An 18,799-nucleotide genomic window follows, 5' to 3' on the forward strand; every position below is an offset into this window, starting at 1 on the left:
ACTTAACCTTACAACCCACAAGCATTTCTAGATTGTAAGTGTTGAGAGTATATAAAAATCAAATAACATTTAATATAAAAATGTATCAATATTTATATTTTCAGCTTGTTTTAGATTGTTAAAGAACTTTTTATTACAAATTTTAATTTACATTAGCGCATTGCGTCCCCTAGGGGATTCGGACCCCTGTTGCCGCCGTGAAAGGGCGATGTACTAGGCCTCTAGACGAAGGGGACAATGTCAAAACTATTATAGTACTTATTATTTAATAATAATATCCTTTATAATTATATAAATAATCAAGTATTTATTTTTTAATAAAAAATACAATTATTCGGTTAATAATATTTTAATTAAAAATTATTTTTTTAATTTTTCATAAATGTAATAAAAATGATATTCAGTCGTATCTTGTTCTTTATATGTTATAATAAGTTGTTCGTAATACATTATTTTTATAAAACTTATTAAGTTAATTTATCTAATAATATAGAATGGATTTAATTATTTTATAATTTAATTTAATATGTGTTTAAATAAAAAATATTTATTATATGATGTCTAATAATATTTATTTGTTGGTTAGTCTTAATCTTTTATTAGTGAATGTAATATTAAGCAATAATATTTTAATAATTATATATTTTATTAACATTAAATTTTAAATTAAACCTTAATAATATTAATTATTTACTTGTTTCAATAATAACATTTTCATAAAATGATGAGTTTATTTTATAGTTATTATTAATCAATTACTATGGGGTGCTTATGTCCTATCAAGATAATTTTGATGTTATCGTAATAGGTGGAGGTCATGCAGGAATAGAAGCTTCTATGGCATCTGCTCGAATAGGTCAAAATACTTTATTAATTACACAGAATATTGATACAATCGGCCAGATGTCTTGTAATCCTGCAATTGGTGGAATAGGTAAAGGACATTTGGTAAAAGAAATAGATGCTTTAGGTGGTTTAATGGCTAAAGTAATCGACTATTCTGGTATTCAATTTAGAACATTAAATTCTAGTAAAGGTCCAGCTGTCAGAGCTACTCGTGCTCAAGCTGATCGTTTGCTTTACCGAAAAATATTATTTAATGAACTAAAAAACCAACCAAATTTAGTTATTTTTCAAGAAGAAGTAAATGATTTAATTATTAAAAATCATATCGTTATTGGTATTATTACAAACACCGGTTTAATGTTTAAAGCAAAAACTGTTATATTAACAGTAGGAACTTTTCTTAATGGAAAAATCCATATTGGATCAGTTAACTATGAAGGTGGTCGTTCTGGTGATAGACCATCTATTCCTTTAGCTAATCGTTTGCGTGATTTAATATTAAGAGTTGGTAGGTTGAAAACTGGTACACCACCTCGTATTGATGCACGTACCATAGATTTTAATGTTTTGACTCCACAATACAGTGATTATATTATGCCAGTATTTTCATTTATGGGAAATATATTAGATCATCCCCAACAGTTACCATGTTGGATAACTAGTACAAATGAGAAAACTCATGAAATTATAAGAAACAATTTAAATAAAAGTCCAATGTACAATGGAAAAATAAAAAGTACTGGTCCTCGTTATTGTCCATCAATTGAAGACAAAGTAGTAAGGTTTTCAGATCGTGATTCACATCATATTTTTCTTGAACCTGAAGGCATAACTAGTAATGAAATTTATCCTAATGGTATTTCTACTAGTCTTCCTTTCGATATACAAACAGAAATAATAAAATCTATTAAAGGTTTGCAAAATGCAAAAATAACAAGACCTGGGTATGCTATAGAATATGATTTCTTCGATCCTACGGGTTTGAAACAAACTATGGAAAATAAGAACATTCAAAATTTATTTTTAGCTGGTCAAATTAACGGCACTACTGGATATGAAGAAGCAGCTGCACAAGGGTTATTAGCCGGTATAAATGCTGCTCGTAAGTCTTTAAATAAAGAATGTTGGGTTCCTAGTCGTACTCAGTGTTATATAGGTGTATTAGTTAATGACCTTTGTACAGTTGGGACAAAAGAACCCTATCGAATGTTTACTTCTCGTTCCGAACATAGATTAATCTTACGTGAAGATAATGCTGATTTGCGTTTAACAAAAATAGGACGTGATTTAGGTATAATTGATGATGTAAGATGGAAATCTTTTAATAAAAAATTAGAATTAATTGAACAAGAACGTCAAAGATTAAGAAATATTTACATAAATCCTAAATCTGAGTTTATTAGAGATTTAGACCTTATAATTAATAGATCTATAACTAAACAAACTAATGCTGAAACATTATTACGTCGTCCAGAAATAAATTACTTTAATTTAATGAAAATTAAAATATTTGGCCCTGGTTTATTGGATAAAAATGCAGCTGAACAAGTAGAAACTCAAATAAAATATGAGGGCTATATTTCGAAACAAAATGAAGAAATTAATCGTCAATATAGGAATTTAAATTTACTTCTTCCAAAAGAGATTGATTATTATCAAGTAAAGGGTCTTTCCAATGAAGCAATCGTTAAACTAAGTCATTATAAACCAACTTCAATTAGTGAAGCTATGAATATTTCTGGTATAACTCCTTCGACAATTTCTATTTTGTTGATATACTTAAAAAAATATATGATATATAAAAGTGCTACAAATTATCTAAAAAAATGAGATAAAAGTAATATTTTATTATTGAATCTTATAATTAATTTATTTTAAATAATTTATTATTTTTGATCTAATAGATATCAAATAACTTATTGATAACGTTTATTGTCATATTAAAATTATGATTACTATAACACAACAAGTAAAAACATAACTACATTATAAATTTATAATTTGGTTTTTTAAAAAAATTATCATATAGTTAGTTGTACTACTATTAAGTTTCTCTGATAATAATTTGATGCTTATATTATAAATATATTTTATATAGCGAATATTTTAGGTTATTACATAACTGATATTTTCATATAATATAAAATTATAGTTTTTTATATGAATTTTGCTTGAGTTGGTTTATTATTATATTTAGGAGAGAATTTTTTATTTTTTATACTTTTTTAAAATTATCTATTGACATTTATTATAATTTAATTAGAAGAAAAATGATAAATAATATATTTTAATATTATCATTCAAAATAATTTTTTTTTAAAACGTAAAAATGATGGTATAGTTTTATTAGATAACTTTGGATATTATGTTTTTTCTAAGTTATATTTTTATTGCTAGTTTTTCATTATAAATTATTTTCTTACTATTTATAATCTAATTAAGATTGATCAAATAATTTTAATGTTATGTTAATTATTTCAAATATTTAATAATCTAAAATATTAGACTAATTTAGTATACTAGGTTTAATATGAAAATTATCATTTTTATTAATTATATAACTCTAAAATTTTTATTTTTATAAATGACATTATCGTGATTTTACATAAAAATAAAATTATATAAAAATGTAGCAACAACTAATAACAACAACATAAATAAGGTGTAAAAGCCACTATGGCTATAAATAAGATTCCTAATTCACAGGAATATATAAGTCATCATCTTCTAAATCTTCAGTTAGATTTATGTACTTTTAAGCTAATAAATCCCAATGATGTTAATATATCTAAAAAATTTTGGGTATTAAATGTTGATTCCATGTTTTTTTCTTTAATATTAGGTATGTTATTTTTATTTCTATTTCATAGAACGGCTAGAAAAGTTACAACTGGTGTTCCTGGGAAGTTACAATCATTAGTAGAATTAGTTGTTATTTTCGTAAATAAAAATATCATTGATATTTATAATGGTAAAAGCAAACTTATTGCTCCTTTATCATTGACAATTTTCGTATGGTGTTTTTTAATGAATTTAATGGATTTAATTCCAATTGATTTATTACCTTACATCGGTAATCTAATGGGTTTACATACTCTACGTGTAGTACCTTCTACAGATATTAATGTTACTACAGCCATGGCACTTGGTATATTTATACTTATTTTATTTTATAGTCTAAAAATAAAAGGCGTATTAGGTTTTGTAAAAGAACTAACTTTACACCCTTTTAATAATCCAATATTTATTCCTATCAATATGATTTTAGAAGGTGTTGGTCTTTTTGCTAAACCTATTTCTTTGAGTCTTAGATTATTCGGAAATATGTATTCTAGTGAATTGATTTTTATTCTTATAAATAGCTTTTTACCATGGTGGTTACAATGGTCTCTTAGTTTACCATGGGCTATATTTCATATATTAATAATTTCATTACAGGCTTTTATTTTTATGGTTCTTACAATTGTCTATTTATCTATGGCATCTGAAGAACACCAGTGATTAAATTTATCATTCGTAACAATTTGAGGATTAACATGGGAAAAACAAGTTTAGATTTTATCTATTTATCTGCTGGACTAATGATGGGATTAGCATCAATTGGAGCAGCCATTGGTATTAGTATTCTTGGAGGTAAATTCTTAGAAGGAGCAGCACGTCAACCTGACTTAATACCTGTACTCCGTACTCAGTTCTTTATTGTAATGGGATTGATTGATGCAGTTCCAATGATCACTATTGGAATAGCACTTTATTTGATTTTTGCTCTTGCTACTTAAAAAGTTGATTTTTGCTCTTGCTACATAAAACTTAAAAAACATTAGGTTAATGCTTAACTATTTTTTATTAAATTTTATATAAGGGTCTTTATAGTAACTCTGTAACTTAATTGATATCTAATATGTCTAAACTTAGTTAAATACCCACTATAGAATAAATGTTATTTAGAGGTGCTTAATAGAGTGAACATTAATGCAACTATGCTTGGTCAAACTATATCATTTATTCTTTTTGTCTTATTTTGCATGAAATATGTATGGCCACCAATTATTATTGCAATTGAAACAAGACAAAAGGAAATTGATAAAAGTATAATATCTATTAATAATAAGAAACAAGATGTGGATTTAGCTCTAATTAATGCTGATAATTATCTTAAAAAAGCAAAAGAAGAAGCCAAATCTATCATCACAGAAGTTAATAAACACAGAATACAAATTTTAGAAGAAGCTAAAATTGAAGCCAATCATGAACGTATTCGTATCATAGAAAGTGCTCAAAATGAGATTAATCTAAAACGTAATTTGGTTTGTGAAGAATTACGTATGAAATTAGCTAAATTAATAATAGCTGGTGCCGAAAAAATAATCGAACGTTCTGTTGATAAAGATAATAATAAAGATATTATAGACAAATTAATAGCTGAACTAAAGTAATAGGATAAGGAAATATCGATGTTTAAATTGATTACAATAGCTCGTCCTTATGCCAAAGCTATTTTTGATTTTTCTGTTGAAAATAACGATGTTGAGCATTGGTATCAAATGTTAAAATTAATTGCAGAAATCGCTATTGATAAAGAAATTAAAAAAATCTTTCCTAGGAACTTAGCAGCTCAAGATATGTACACTATATTTAATACAATATGTGGTAATAAATTAAATAAACCGGCCAAAAATTTAATTAAATTAATGTCTGAAAATAAACGTTTACATATATTACCCATTGTTTTAAATGAATTTATTAAATTACGCAATTCTTATGAAGAAACTAAAGAAGTTAACATAATTTCCGCTAAGCAATTAAATAACAAACAGTTAGCTGATATAAAAAATGTATTAGAAAAATATTTATTATCCAAAATTATATTGAAGCATCAAATAGATCGTTCTTTGATTTCTGGTGTTATTATTTATTTAGATGACCTAGTTATTAATGATAGTGTCAGTGGTCGTCTCTCTAATTTAGCAAAATTTTTACAATCATAATGGTATGGCTAAATATATGCAACTAAACTCAACAGAAATAAGTGAATTAATAAAAAAGCGTATTGCTCAATTTGAAGTTAAAACTCAATATCATGAAGAAGGTATTATTATTTCCGTAAGTGATGGTATTATACAATTATATGGTTTAAATAACGTAATGCAGGGAGAAATGATTGCTTTACCTAATAGCCGTTATGCTATAGCACTAAACTTAGAGCGTGACTGTATTGGTGCGGTAGTTATGGGATCTTGTTCTGATCTTTCTGAAGGCATGAAAGTTAGGTGTACAGGTCGCATTTTTGAAGTACCAGTAGGTCATAATTTATTAGGTAGGGTGGTAAATACGTTAGGAGTTCCAATTGATGGGAAAGGTTCTATCATTAATGATGGATTTTCATGTGTTGAAGTAATTGCACCAGGAGTTATAGATCGTAAATCAGTCGATCAACCAATGCAAACTGGTTATAAATCTATTGATGCAATGATTCCAATTGGTCGAGGTCAACGTGAATTAATTATTGGTGATCGCCAAACTGGTAAGACTGCAATAGCTATTGATACTATTATAAACCAACTTAATTCTGGTATTAAGTGTGTTTATGTTGCAATAGGTCAGAAAATGTCAACAATTTCTAATGTTGTGCATAAACTAGAAGAACACTGTGCGTTGAAAAATACTATAGTTGTGGTGGCATCTTCTTCTGAATCTTCTACATTACAATATCTTGCTCCTTATGCTGGATGTACAATGGCTGAATATTTTCGTGATCATGGTGAAGATGCATTGATTGTATATGATGATTTATCTAAGCAGGCTATAGCTTATAGACAAATTTCTTTATTATTACGTCGTCCACCAGGTAGAGAAGCATTTCCTGGAGATATATTTTATTTGCATTCAAGGTTATTAGAGCGATCATCTCGTGTAACTGCTGATTATGTTGAACGCATAACACATGGTAAAATAAAAGGACATACTGGTTCTTTAACTGCTCTACCTATAATTGAAACGCAATCAGGTGATGTTTCCGCATTCGTTCCAACTAATGTGATTTCAATCACTGATGGTCAAATTTTCTTAGAATCAAATTTATTTAATGCTGGCGTTCGTCCTGCTGTTAATCCTGGTATTTCAGTATCAAGAGTAGGTAGTTGTGCACAAACTGAAATTATAAAGAAATTATCTTCTGGTATTAGAACAGCATTAGCTCAATATCGTGAACTTGCAGCTTTTTCTCAATTTACTTCTGATTTAGATGAAATAACACAAAAACAATTAAAATATGGTCAAAAAATTACTGAATTACTTAAACAAGAACAATATAAACCAATGTCAATTGCACATCAAAGTTTATTATTATTTTCAGCTGTAAATAATTATTTAGATAATGTTGAAGTTATAGAAATTCATTCATTTGAAAATGCATTAATAAATTTTTCTGAACGAAATTATGCTGATTTAATGCAAGAAATTAATAAAACTGGAAATTATAATGAAGATATTCATAACGGATTAAAAAATCTTTTAGATACATTTAAAACAACGCAATCATGGTAATTTTTAGCTTATTTATTAAAATTAATAATAATTATATTTAAGATAAAATAGGATATTATAATAAATTAATGGCTAGTATAAAAAAAATATATAGTAAAATAGAAAGTATTAAAAATACACAAAAAATAACAAAAGCAATGGAAATGGTTGCTGCGTCGAAAATGAAAAAAACTCAAGAACGTATATTAGCTACCCGTCCATATCATAATATGATAATTAAAATTGTTAGCAATATCACGTCAGGTAATTTAGAATATAAACATCCATATTTAATAGAGCGTGAAGTTAAAAAAGTAGGTTATTTACTTATTTCAAGTGATAGGGGACTATGCAGCGGTTTGAATATAAATCTGTTTAAAAAATTACTTACAAATATAGAATCATTTGCAGAAAAAAAAATAGAAACCGAACTTGCAATTTTAGGTTCCAAAGGAGTTTTATTTTTTAGCTCTACAGGTAGTAATATTATTGCTCAAATTACTGGAATAAGAGAAGACTTTTCTTTATCTGATTTAATAGAATTAATAGAAATTATGTTACGTGCATATAATGAACATCGTATTGACAAATTATATGTAGTAAGTAATAAATTTAATAGTACAATTAAACAAATTCCATTAATCAATCAATTGATTCCATTATTACCTATTGCCAATAAAGAAATAAAATCAAAAAATTGGGATTATTTATATGAACCCAATTCAAAAGTATTATTAGATAATATTTTATGTAGGTATATAAAATCACAATTTTATCAAGCAGTATTAGAAAATTTAGCTAGTGAACAAGCTGCTAGAATGATAGCCATGAAAGCTGCCACTGATAATTGCAGTAGTTTAATTGATGATTTAAATTTATTATATAATAAAGAAAGACAAAGCAATATTACTCAAGAATTGATAGAAATTGTTTCAGGAGCATCTGCAGTTTAATAATAACTATAGTTAAATAGAGGATTTAAAATGGCAACTGGAAAAATTATCCAGATCATTGGAGCTGTTATCGATGTAGAATTTACCCAAGATACAGTTCCTTTATTATATAATGCTCTTGAAGTGCAAAGTGGCAATATTAGACTAATATTAGAAGTGCAACAACAATTAGGTGGTGGTGTAGTTCGTACAATAGCAATGGGATCTTCTGATGGTCTAAAAAGAGGTTTAATTGCAGTAGATTTAAAAAAACAGATCCAAGTTCCAGTGGGTCAAGCTACTCTAGGTCGCATTATGAATGTCTTGGGAGAGCCGATCGATATGAAAGGTGAGTTTAAGCAAGACGATGGAAGCCTTCCAGAATTTTCTTCTATTCACAAAACAGCACCTTCCTTTTTAGATCAGTCTAACACCCAAGAACTATTAGAAACTGGTATTAAAGTAATAGATCTTATCTGTCCTTTCATAAAAGGTGGTAAAATTGGTTTATTTGGAGGAGCTGGAGTAGGTAAGACAGTCAATATGATGGAATTAATACGTAATATTGCAGCTGAACATTCTGGATACTCTGTATTTACTGGTGTCGGTGAGCGTACTCGTGAAGGAAATGATTTTTATCAAGAAATGATTGCATCTAATGTTATTGATAAGGTATCTTTAATTTATGGTCAAATGAATGAACCACCAGGCAACCGTTTAAGAGTTGCACTTACTGGCCTTACTGTAGCTGAAAAATTTCGTGATGAAGGACGTAATGTACTGTTATTCATTGATAATATATACCGTTATATATTGGCTGGAACAGAAGTGTCGGCATTATTAGGTCGTATGCCTTCCGCTGTAGGATATCAACCTACTTTATCAGAAGAAATGGGATTATTCCAAGAACGTATTACTTCTACAAACACTGGTTCAATTACTTCAGTACAAGCAATTTATGTTCCTGCAGATGATTTGACAGATCCTGCTCCTGCAGCTACTTTTGCTCATTTAGATTCAACTATAACTCTTAGTCGTCAAATTGCTTCTTTAGGTATTTATCCAGCAGTTGATCCTCTTGATTCTACTAGTCGTCAATTAGATCCATTGTTCGTTGGTCAAGAACATTATTCTGTAGCTAGCAGAGTTAAATCTATCTTGCAACGATATCAAGAACTAAAAGATATAATAGTTATATTAGGTATGGATGAATTATCTGAAGAAGATAAATTATTAGTATCACGTGCTCGTAAAGTTGAAAGATTTTTATCTCAACCTTTCTTTGTTGCTGAAATATTTAATGGTTTTTCTGGAAAATATGTTTTTTTAAAAGATACTATCCGTGGTTTTAAAGGTATAATAGAAGGTGAATTTGATTCTTTACCTGAACAGGCTTTTTATATGGTAGGTACAATTGAAGAAGCTTTAAACAAAGCAAAAACACTTCAATAGAACAAATAAAAAAGAGTATTTATTATGGTTAAGACATATCGGTTAGATGTAGTTAGTTCAGAAAAAAAGTTATTTTCTGGTTTAGTACAAAAAATTCAATTATCAGGTTTTGAAGGAGAATTAGGAATTTTTCCTGGACATTCTCCATTACTTACAACTATTAAACCAGGTATGATCCGTATAGTAAATAAGGAAGGAAAAGAAGAATTTATTTATCTTTCTGGAGGAATATTTGAAGTTCAACCAAATTATAGTATAGTTTTAGCTGATATTGCAATAAGAGGTAATGATTTAGATGAATCACAAGCGTTAGAAGATAAATTAGAAGCAGAAAAACATTTGAAAGATAAGAATTTTAATTCTTCCGAAGCGTATATTGAGTTATCAAAAGCTATTGCTAAGTTGCGTGTAATTGAATTAACTAAGAAATTAATAAAATAAAATACAATAATATTATGTGTCACCATTTAACAAATATAGTAATTCTTGCAGCAGGTAAAGGAACTCGTATGCGTTCCGATAATCCAAAAGTTTTACATAAATTAGCAGGCAAACCTATTATAAAATACATAATTGATACGGCTAAGAGTATTAATAAACACAAAATTTATATTGTATATGGTTTTAAAGGTGAATTAATTAAAAAAACATTAAATAATGAATCTTCAATAACATGGATACTACAAAAAGAGCAAGTAGGCACTGGTAATGCAATTAAGGAAGTTTTTCCATATCTTAATGATAGAGAAGATGTTTTAATTTTGTACGGTGATATTCCTTTAATTTCTACAGAAACTTTGAAACATTTATGTAATGTAAAGCCAAAAAATGGTATAGGTTTATTAACAGCGATATCAGATAATCCAGATGGATATGGTAGGATTATCCGAAAGAATGGAACTATTAGTGAAATAGTTGAACATGAAGATGCAAACCCACAACAACTTAGCATTAAGGAAATTAATACTGGTATTATAATTGTCAATATAGGAGATTTAAAACGTTGGTCAAAAAAAATTAATAATAACAATATTCAAAAAGAATATTATCTTACAGATATAATTAAAATTGCATATAAAGATAATTGCTTAATTAAATCTGTATATCCGAAAGATATTAATGAAATCAAAGGAATAAATGATCGTATACAGTTAGCTAAATTAGAACGTATTTATCAAGCTAAACAAGTTGAAAAAATAATACTTTCAGGTGTGACTTTACATGATCCAATTCGTTTTGATCTTAGAGGTACATTGATATGTGGTATTGATGTTGAAATTGATACTAATGTTATTATTGAAGGAATTGTAGTTTTAGGTAATAGAGTAAGAATTGGTTCTGGTTGTTTAATTAAAAATAGTTTTATAGGCGATGATTGTAATATTTATCCTTATTCTATTATTAAAAATTCAAACTTAGATAAAAAATGCAAAATTGGACCTTTCTCTCATCTTCGCACTGAAGCTAATTTAGCTCAAAATGTATGTATAGGTAATTTTGTTGAAATAAAAGAGGTGTATTTAAGTAATCATTCTAAAGCAAATCATTTATCTTATCTTGGAAATGCAGACATTGGTTCAAATGTTAATATCGGTGCCGGGACTATAACCTGTAATTATGATGGTAACAATAAATTAAAAACAATTATTGGTAATAATGTTTTTATTGGTTCTGATACACAATTAGTTGCTCCAGTAACTATAGCAGAAGATGTTACTATTGCTGCAGGTACAACTGTTTTAAAAGATATTAAAAATCCCGGATTAATATTCGATCGTAAAGAACAAATTCATAGAAAAAATTGGAAACGTCCTTTAAAAAAATAGTACTTTCTCTTTTGATTAAAGTTGTTTTTGATTGAATTTAAACAGTTTAAGAAAAATATAATTATGTGTGGAATTATAGCTGGAGTATCACAACGTGATATTACAAAAATTTTATTAAAAGGTTTAATGTGTCTAGAATATCGTGGTTATGATTCATCTGGTTTAGCTATAGTTGATAAATATGGTCATATTAAACGTTTACGTTGTTTAGGCAACGTTAAAAAATTAAAAGAAGCTGTTGAAAAAGATAATTTAATTGGTTTAATCGGATTGGCTCATACGCGTTGGGCTACTCACGGTATTCCTTCAGAAATTAATGCACATCCACATTTATCTGATTATATAATTGTTGTACACAACGGCATAATCGAAAATCATGAAGCATTACGTAAACAACTCATATCTTATGGATATGTTTTTTCCTCTGAAACTGATACTGAAGTAATAGCACACTTATTACATTTTAGACAAAAACAAAAGGATAGACCTCTACTCGAAGTTGTTTTACAAACAATTCCCAAAATGACTGGGTCTTTTGGTATAGTAGTTATGGATAGTCGTAATCCATCACTAATTATAGCTGTTAGGAAAGGCAATCCTTTAGTTATTGGATGTGGTAAGGAAGAAAATTTTGTTGCCTCAGATCAATTAGCTCTCTTATCAATATCTAATAAATTTATTCATTTAGAAGAAGGTGATGTTGCAGAAATTTATTCTGATAAAATTAAAATTTTTAATATCATGGGAAAGATTATAAACCGAAATAAAATTAGTTTAAATGTAAATTGTGAGATAACAAATAATAAAGGTATTTATAGTCATTATATGCAAAAAGAAATTTATGATCAGCCATTAGCTATCAAAAATACTTTAAAAGGTCGCTGTAATAATAAAGAAATAAATTTTAGTGAACTAGGTGTTAATATTTCAGCTTTTTTAAAAAAAATTGAGCATATTAAAGTCGTTGCTTGTGGTACATCATATAATTCTGGTCTGGTTGCTCGCTATTGGTTTGAATCTTTAGCTCGCATACCATGTGATGTTGAGATTGCATCTGAATTTCGTTATCGTAAATTTCAAGTACATAGGAATAGTTTATTAATTGTTTTATCTCAATCAGGCGAAACAGCTGATACTTTAGCAGCATTACGTTTATCAAAAAAATTTAATTTTATAGGTTCATTGGCAATATGTAACGTATTGTATTCTTCGATTGTACGTGAATCAGATTTATATTTAATAACTAAATCTGGGATTGAAATCGGAGTAGCTTCTACTAAAACTTTTACTAGCCAACTAATAGTATTATTAATGCTAGCAACTAAATTAGGTAGTCTCAATGGAATGAACTTAGAACTTCAATATAATATTATTAAATCAATTCAAATATTACCGCATCGTATAGAACAAGTTCTTAAAAAAGATAAACTGATACAATTAGTAGCTAAAGATTTTCTTGATAAAAATCATGCCTTATTTATAGGTAGGGGTGATCATTATCCAATAGCAATGGAAGGAGCGTTAAAGTTAAAAGAAATTTCCTATATTCATGCTGAAGCATATGCAGCTGGAGAATTAAAACATGGTCCATTAGCTTTAATTGACAATAGAATGCCTGTTATTGTAATTGCTCCCAACAACGAACTTATAAACAAACTAAAATGTAATATTGAAGAAATAAAAACAAGAGGTGGTTTATTATATATATTTACTGATAATAATACAGGTTTCATAGAAAAAGATCGTAATATGAAAATAATTTCATTACCATATATAGAAAATATAACTGCTCCTATTTTTTATACTATACCATTACAATTACTATCTTATTATGTTGCTTTAATTAAATCCAGAAATATAGATCAACCGCGTAACTTAGCTAAATCGGTTACTGTTGAATAACTTAATCTATAAATAATTAATATTCATTACCTTTTACACGACTACGATAGCTTTCCCAATCAAAGTATATCCATATGCTTTTGCCAAGGCGCATTCTATCCATAACTCTTTCTCCTAGAAGCAAATTCATACTAGCATGATCTAAATTAGATAGCATGCCAGTTGGACGTTTAGATGAAGATCTTCTATCAACTATTTGATTTATTACTATCTTTTCGTATTTAGATTCACTTTGTATTCCTATTTCATCTATAACAAGCAAATCAACATCACTTAAATTTTTAATTAACTTTTCTTCTGTAAGATCACTATTTTCATTGAAAGTAGCTTTCATGCTAGACATTAAATCAGCAACTGTCATAATTAATACACTTTTACCACGTAAAATAAGATCGTTACTAATAGCTGCTGCCAGATGGTTTTTTCCTGTTCCAGGACGACCAGAAAATATAAAACTAGCAATACTTTTATCAAATTCAATAGAATATTGTTTTGCTAATTTAACAGCTTTTAGTTGACCTTCATTTTCTATATTATAGTTATCGAACGAACAATTTATATGTAATTCACGAATTCCAGAATCACACATAATGCGTTGCATTTTCATTGCCTTATTTTCACGTTCAATCGTTGCTGAATTAAGACGACCTTGTTCTTGATTCCATGCTAAGAGATCTTTACCTTTAGTAAATTTAGGTTGAGTATTTATTGGTATTATTTTTTTTAACCGATTTAAAATATCGTGTGTTTTTTTCATTAATTATCCTCGAAAACCTTCGGGAATATTAAGATTTTGGTTTGTTAGTTGTATAATATGGTTTTTTTGTTTATCAAAATTATTTGCACGACTAATTTGTAAGCTACGTGCTAATTTTTGTTGCCATTGAACATGATGAAATAAACTACCTTCAGCATTCCAATAAGATATAAATATTGACAACTCAGCACTTGTGACCGGCTTGTTTAATGTTATACCCCAAATAGCAGCCTGACGTATGAAATCATTATCAGGTTTCCAACCATCGTACATAGCATATTTACCGATTGGTGTATATATATCTGAATTAATCTTATAATTATTAAAATTATTATCTATCAACATATTATTGTTCTGTTTTGACATGGCTTCTAAATTTAATAATTCAGCTAAACGTTTCGGCGTAATAGCATACATAACTGGATGATAGTTCTTTAAAATAGTTAAAATACCTTTTTCACTTTTTCTTAAAGAATTAACTGGATTTTGACAAAATGAACTTAGACTTATAATTGTTGAACTTAAAATTTTTGTTGGCATTAAGAAACCTGGTATAAATTAAGAAATATGTAAGTTTAACGATACCTAAAACAATTATAAAAACATAAAATTAAAACTAACGTATATCTTTATTTCTTATTTTTTTGAAATTGTTTAGGAGGATTTAAAATCATTAAAAATTTATTGGATCAAACATCGTAATTACTTATTTAGTATTTAAAATAGTTTAATATTTTATATAGCTAATTTTTTTTGTTATTATAAAAAGATAATAAGTAAAGATATTTAAATTCATTATAATCAAATATCTATGTAATTTTAAAGTCATTAGTATATTCATTTAAATATTAAATTTACATTAAATATCAATATTGTTAACTTTTAAAGCATTATTCTCAATAAATATACGTCTAGGTTCAACTGCATCACCCATGAGTGTTTTGAATAAATTGTCAGCAATGATAGCATCTTTAATAGTTATTTGTAACATACGACGACGATCTGGATTCATAGTTGTATTCCATAATTGTTCAGGATTCATTTCTCCTAAACCTTTATAACGTTGTATTGATATTTTATTATTAGATTCATTAACTAACCAATTAATAGCTTGTTCAAAATTATCAATTAATTGAGAACGATCACCACGTTTTACATAAGCACCTGGTTGTATAAGATCACGAAAACTATTATTTAATTCATAAATCTTCTTATATTCTAAGTTATCAAAAATTCTAAAATCAATTACATATTCCGTATTAACACCATAAGTACAAATATTTATGATTGGATCAAAAGATTTTTTTTCTTGGTTATTATGAATTTTTAAGGTATAAGTGGCATTATTATTCTCATATTTATTTAAATATATAACTAAACTATTTAGCCATTCATAAATTTTTGATTCACTACTTAAATCGATAGGATGTTGGTTATTAATTAGAGCATTTAATAAACTATAAGGTAAAAAAAATTCTATATTTTTTATCATCTGTTTTATTTTATTAAATTTAGAAACCAGTTTTTCTAGATCTTTTCCTCTTATAGGTAATGAATTATGATTTGTATATAACAAAGCGCCATCAAGTGCATTTTCAATTTGATATTTATTCATTTCAATCTCGTCTTTAATATAATATTCTTTTTTCCCTTTTTGCACTTTATAAAGAGGAGGTTGTGCTATATAAATATGACCACGTTTAATTATTTCAGGCATTTGACGATAAAAAAAAGTCAATAGTAAAGTTCTAATATGAGAACCATCAACATCAGCGTCAGTCATGATAATTACTTTATGATACCTAAGGTTATCTGGATTGTATTCATCTTGTCCAATACCACAACCTAAAGCAGTTATTAATGTTATTACTTCCTGAGAAGAAAGCATTTTATCAATTTTTGCTTTTTCAATATTAAGAATTTTACCTTTAAGAGGTAAAATAGCTTGATTTTTACGATTACGGCCTTGCTTTGCTGAACCACCAGCTGAGTCGCCTTCTACAAGATAAATTTCTGATAATACTGGATTATTTTCTTGACAATCTGCCAGTTTACCCGGTAATCCAACTAGGTCTAATATGCTTTTACGACGAGTTATTTCTCTTACACGACGTGCAGCTTCTCGAGCACGTGCAGCATCTATTATTTTACTAATTATTATTTTTGCATCATTAGGCTTTTCTAATAAATATTCTAAAAGTTGTTCACTCATTTGTTGTTCTACTGCAGACTTAACTTCAGAAGAAACTAATTTTTCTTTGGTTTGAGAAGAAAATTGTGGATCATTAATTTTTATTGAAACTACTGCAGTTAAACCTTCACGTGCATCATCTCCTGTAGTATTAACTTTATATTTCTTGTTATAACCTTCTTTTTCAATATAAGAATTTAATGTACGTGTCATTGCTGTACGAAATCCTGCAAGATGAGTTCCTCCATCTTGCTGTGGGATGTTATTAGTAAAACAATAAATATTTTCTTTAAAACCATCATTCCATTGCATGGCTATTTCTATATTTATATCTTCTTTTTGAGAAGCAAAATAGAAAATATTATGATGTATAGGTTTTTTATTTTTATTTAGATATTCAATGAAAGATTTAATTCCTCCAGTATATTGGAAATCATTATTTTTATTTTCGCGCTGGTCTTCTAAACGGATTAAAACACCAGAATTTAAGAATGATAATTCACGTAAACGTTTTGCTAAAATAATATAATCAAATTTAATTATATTAGTAAATATTTCATAGTTAGGCCAAAAATGAATTTTAGTTCCATTTTTTTTGGTATTACCAATAATATTTAAAGGAGATTGGGGAATACCATAGTAATAAGTTTGTTGATATATCTTATTTTCTCTATATATTTTTAAATCTAATTTTTGTGAAAGAGCATTAACTACTGATACTCCTACACCATGGAGACCTCCTGATACTTTATAAGAATCATTGTCGAATTTACCACCAGCATGTAATACTGTCATTATGACTTCAGCAGCAGAAACACCTTCTTCTTCATGAATATCAGTTGGAATACCTCGTCCATTATCTCTCACAGAAATTGAATTATCTTTATATATAGTTATTTCAATTTGATTACAATAACCAGCAAGCGATTCATCAATCGCATTATCAACTATTTCAAATACTAAGTGATGCAAACCAGTTCCATCATCTGTATTTCCAATATACATACCAGGACGTTTACGTACTGCATCCAACCCTCGAAGAACTTTAATATTAGAAGAATTATAAGAAGTTAACATCAATATTATTTCTCATTAATTAATTATGGATATAACTAGATTACTTTATTCATTTAAATCATATTAATTATAATAGTTAACATATAAATTTCCTATTTTAATATAATAAGTTAATTATATCAAATATGAAATATTGACTTCAACTTAAATCATTGATTTATAGATTTATGATAAAACATGAATTTATATCCGTATTGGCATTACAATATAAGAAGCGAATGGATTTTTTATATCTTCAATATGAATTCTAGATATAGAATCAATAAAAGATAGGCGTACTTCCTCACATTTTAATACATTTAATATATCTATAACATAGAAAACATTAAAACATATTTCTAATTCATCACCATGATAACCAATTTCTAATATTTCTTCTGATTCTTCATTATTAGAATTATTTGATGTAATCTTTAATTGATTTTTAGTAATATTTAAACGAACACCTTTAAATTTTTCGCAAGAAATAATAGCTGATCGAGATAATGCTTGTTTTAATAAAATACAATCTATATCTAAGAATTTATCATAATTATTTTTTAATACTTTTTTATAATCAGGAAAAGAACCATCAATTAGTCTAGATGTAAAAACAATTTCTTTTGTATAAACTCTAATATTATTAGAACCAATTTGTATTTTTAAATTTGTGTTTTCTCCGTTTAATAAACGTGCTAATTCAACTACACCCTTGCGTGGTACTATTACGGAATAATTTGGTAATATATAATCAATTTTGATAAAACAAGTTGCTAAACGATGACCATCTGTAGCTACAGCACGAATTTTTTTATCACTTGTCTCCAACATTATTCCGTTTAAGTAATGACGTATATCTTGATATCCCATTGAAAATTTAGTTAATTCAATTAAGTTTTTTAAATTACTTTGTAATAAATTAAATTCTACTTCAATATGCCAATCATCTAAATTTGGGAAATTTTCAGACGATAATGTAGATAAAGAAAAACGACTGCAACCAGAACTGATCAACATACGATTATTTTTTGATTCAATATTAATTAAAGATCCTTTAGGAAGACTTCGACATATCTCTAAAAACTTTCGTCCAGGTACTGTAATAGATCCTAATTGATCCGATTTTATATCTATACTAGTAACCATTTCTATTTCTAGATCAGTTGCTGTTAAAAATAGAAATTTATCGTTTACTTCTATTAATATATTTCCAATAATTGGTTTTATTGGACGACTACTTATTAGACTACTTATCTGTTGTAATGGTTTAATTAATTTTTCTCTTTCAATAATTATTTTCATAAAATACATT

General features: G+C 27.3%; 15 protein-coding genes and 1 tRNA gene. 11 read left to right on the forward strand and 5 right to left on the reverse strand.

From position 1 onward, the window contains the following. Window positions 1-163: 163 nt before the first annotated feature. A tRNA-Glu gene (locus CRV09_RS03410) sits at window positions 164-236 on the reverse strand. 535 nt (window positions 237-771) lie between these two features. Between CRV09_RS03410 and mnmG the strand changes: the two genes are divergently transcribed. From mnmG to glmS, 11 genes are all read left to right on the forward strand, one after another. After that, window positions 772-2,676, forward strand: coding sequence for a tRNA uridine-5-carboxymethylaminomethyl(34) synthesis enzyme MnmG (gene mnmG, locus CRV09_RS03415; RefSeq protein WP_136132735.1), 1,905 nt, complete (start codon window positions 772-774; stop codon window positions 2,674-2,676). An 846-nt stretch (window positions 2,677-3,522) separates the two neighbouring features. Continuing rightward, window positions 3,523-4,347, forward strand: a complete 825-nt coding sequence (gene atpB / locus CRV09_RS03420) for a F0F1 ATP synthase subunit A (protein ID WP_136132736.1) — start codon at window positions 3,523-3,525, stop codon at window positions 4,345-4,347. A 35-nt stretch (window positions 4,348-4,382) separates the two neighbouring features. Further along, on the forward strand, window positions 4,383-4,625 hold the full coding sequence (atpE, locus tag CRV09_RS03425) for a F0F1 ATP synthase subunit C (protein WP_136132737.1): 243 nt from the start codon (window positions 4,383-4,385) through the stop codon (window positions 4,623-4,625). A 183-nt stretch (window positions 4,626-4,808) separates the two neighbouring features. Next, window positions 4,809-5,282 (forward strand): F0F1 ATP synthase subunit B, encoded by a 474-nt coding sequence (gene atpF, locus CRV09_RS03430; protein ID WP_136132738.1) that lies wholly within the window; start codon window positions 4,809-4,811, stop codon window positions 5,280-5,282. An 18-nt stretch (window positions 5,283-5,300) separates the two neighbouring features. Then, window positions 5,301-5,834, forward strand: a complete 534-nt coding sequence (locus CRV09_RS03435; RefSeq protein WP_136132739.1) for a F0F1 ATP synthase subunit delta — start codon at window positions 5,301-5,303, stop codon at window positions 5,832-5,834. 16 nt (window positions 5,835-5,850) lie between these two features. Next, window positions 5,851-7,392, forward strand: coding sequence for a F0F1 ATP synthase subunit alpha (gene atpA / locus CRV09_RS03440; protein ID WP_136132769.1), 1,542 nt, complete (start codon window positions 5,851-5,853; stop codon window positions 7,390-7,392). A gap of 68 nt (window positions 7,393-7,460) precedes the next feature. Then, entirely contained in the window at window positions 7,461-8,324 is an 864-nt protein-coding gene (gene atpG / locus CRV09_RS03445; RefSeq protein ID WP_136132740.1) for a F0F1 ATP synthase subunit gamma, read from the forward strand. Window positions 8,325-8,354: 30 nt separating this feature from the next. Next, window positions 8,355-9,755, forward strand: a complete 1,401-nt coding sequence (gene atpD / locus CRV09_RS03450; protein WP_136132741.1) for a F0F1 ATP synthase subunit beta — start codon at window positions 8,355-8,357, stop codon at window positions 9,753-9,755. Window positions 9,756-9,779: 24 nt separating this feature from the next. Further along, window positions 9,780-10,196 carry a F0F1 ATP synthase subunit epsilon gene (locus tag CRV09_RS03455; protein ID WP_136132742.1) on the forward strand — a complete coding sequence of 139 codons (417 nt, stop codon included), beginning with the start codon at window positions 9,780-9,782 and terminating at the stop codon, window positions 10,194-10,196. 14 nt (window positions 10,197-10,210) lie between these two features. After that, window positions 10,211-11,581, forward strand: coding sequence for a bifunctional UDP-N-acetylglucosamine diphosphorylase/glucosamine-1-phosphate N-acetyltransferase GlmU (gene glmU / locus CRV09_RS03460; RefSeq protein ID WP_136132743.1), 1,371 nt, complete (start codon window positions 10,211-10,213; stop codon window positions 11,579-11,581). A gap of 63 nt (window positions 11,582-11,644) precedes the next feature. Further along, on the forward strand, window positions 11,645-13,483 hold the full coding sequence (gene glmS, locus CRV09_RS03465; protein ID WP_136132744.1) for a glutamine--fructose-6-phosphate transaminase (isomerizing): 1,839 nt from the start codon (window positions 11,645-11,647) through the stop codon (window positions 13,481-13,483). A 16-nt stretch (window positions 13,484-13,499) separates the two neighbouring features. Here the strand turns inward: glmS and dnaC are convergent, their stop codons facing one another. The 4 genes from dnaC to dnaN form a co-directional block, all read right to left on the reverse strand. Beyond that, a complete protein-coding gene (gene dnaC / locus CRV09_RS03470; protein ID WP_136132745.1) occupies window positions 13,500-14,240 on the reverse strand; it encodes a replicative helicase loader DnaC in 741 nt (246 codons plus the stop codon). Window positions 14,241-14,243: 3 nt separating this feature from the next. Beyond that, entirely contained in the window at window positions 14,244-14,780 is a 537-nt protein-coding gene (gene dnaT, locus CRV09_RS03475; protein WP_136132746.1) for a primosomal protein DnaT, read from the reverse strand. A gap of 319 nt (window positions 14,781-15,099) precedes the next feature. Further along, window positions 15,100-17,508, reverse strand: a complete 2,409-nt coding sequence (gyrB, locus tag CRV09_RS03480; RefSeq protein ID WP_136132747.1) for a DNA topoisomerase (ATP-hydrolyzing) subunit B — start codon at window positions 17,506-17,508, stop codon at window positions 15,100-15,102. A 183-nt stretch (window positions 17,509-17,691) separates the two neighbouring features. Continuing rightward, window positions 17,692-18,789 carry a DNA polymerase III subunit beta gene (gene dnaN, locus CRV09_RS03485; RefSeq protein WP_136132748.1) on the reverse strand — a complete coding sequence of 366 codons (1,098 nt, stop codon included), beginning with the start codon at window positions 18,787-18,789 and terminating at the stop codon, window positions 17,692-17,694. Window positions 18,790-18,799: the final 10 nt, after the last annotated feature.

It is taken from the genome of Candidatus Pantoea edessiphila, from assembly GCF_002933345.1.
Taxonomy (GTDB): Bacteria; Pseudomonadota; Gammaproteobacteria; order Enterobacterales; family Enterobacteriaceae; genus Pantoea_C.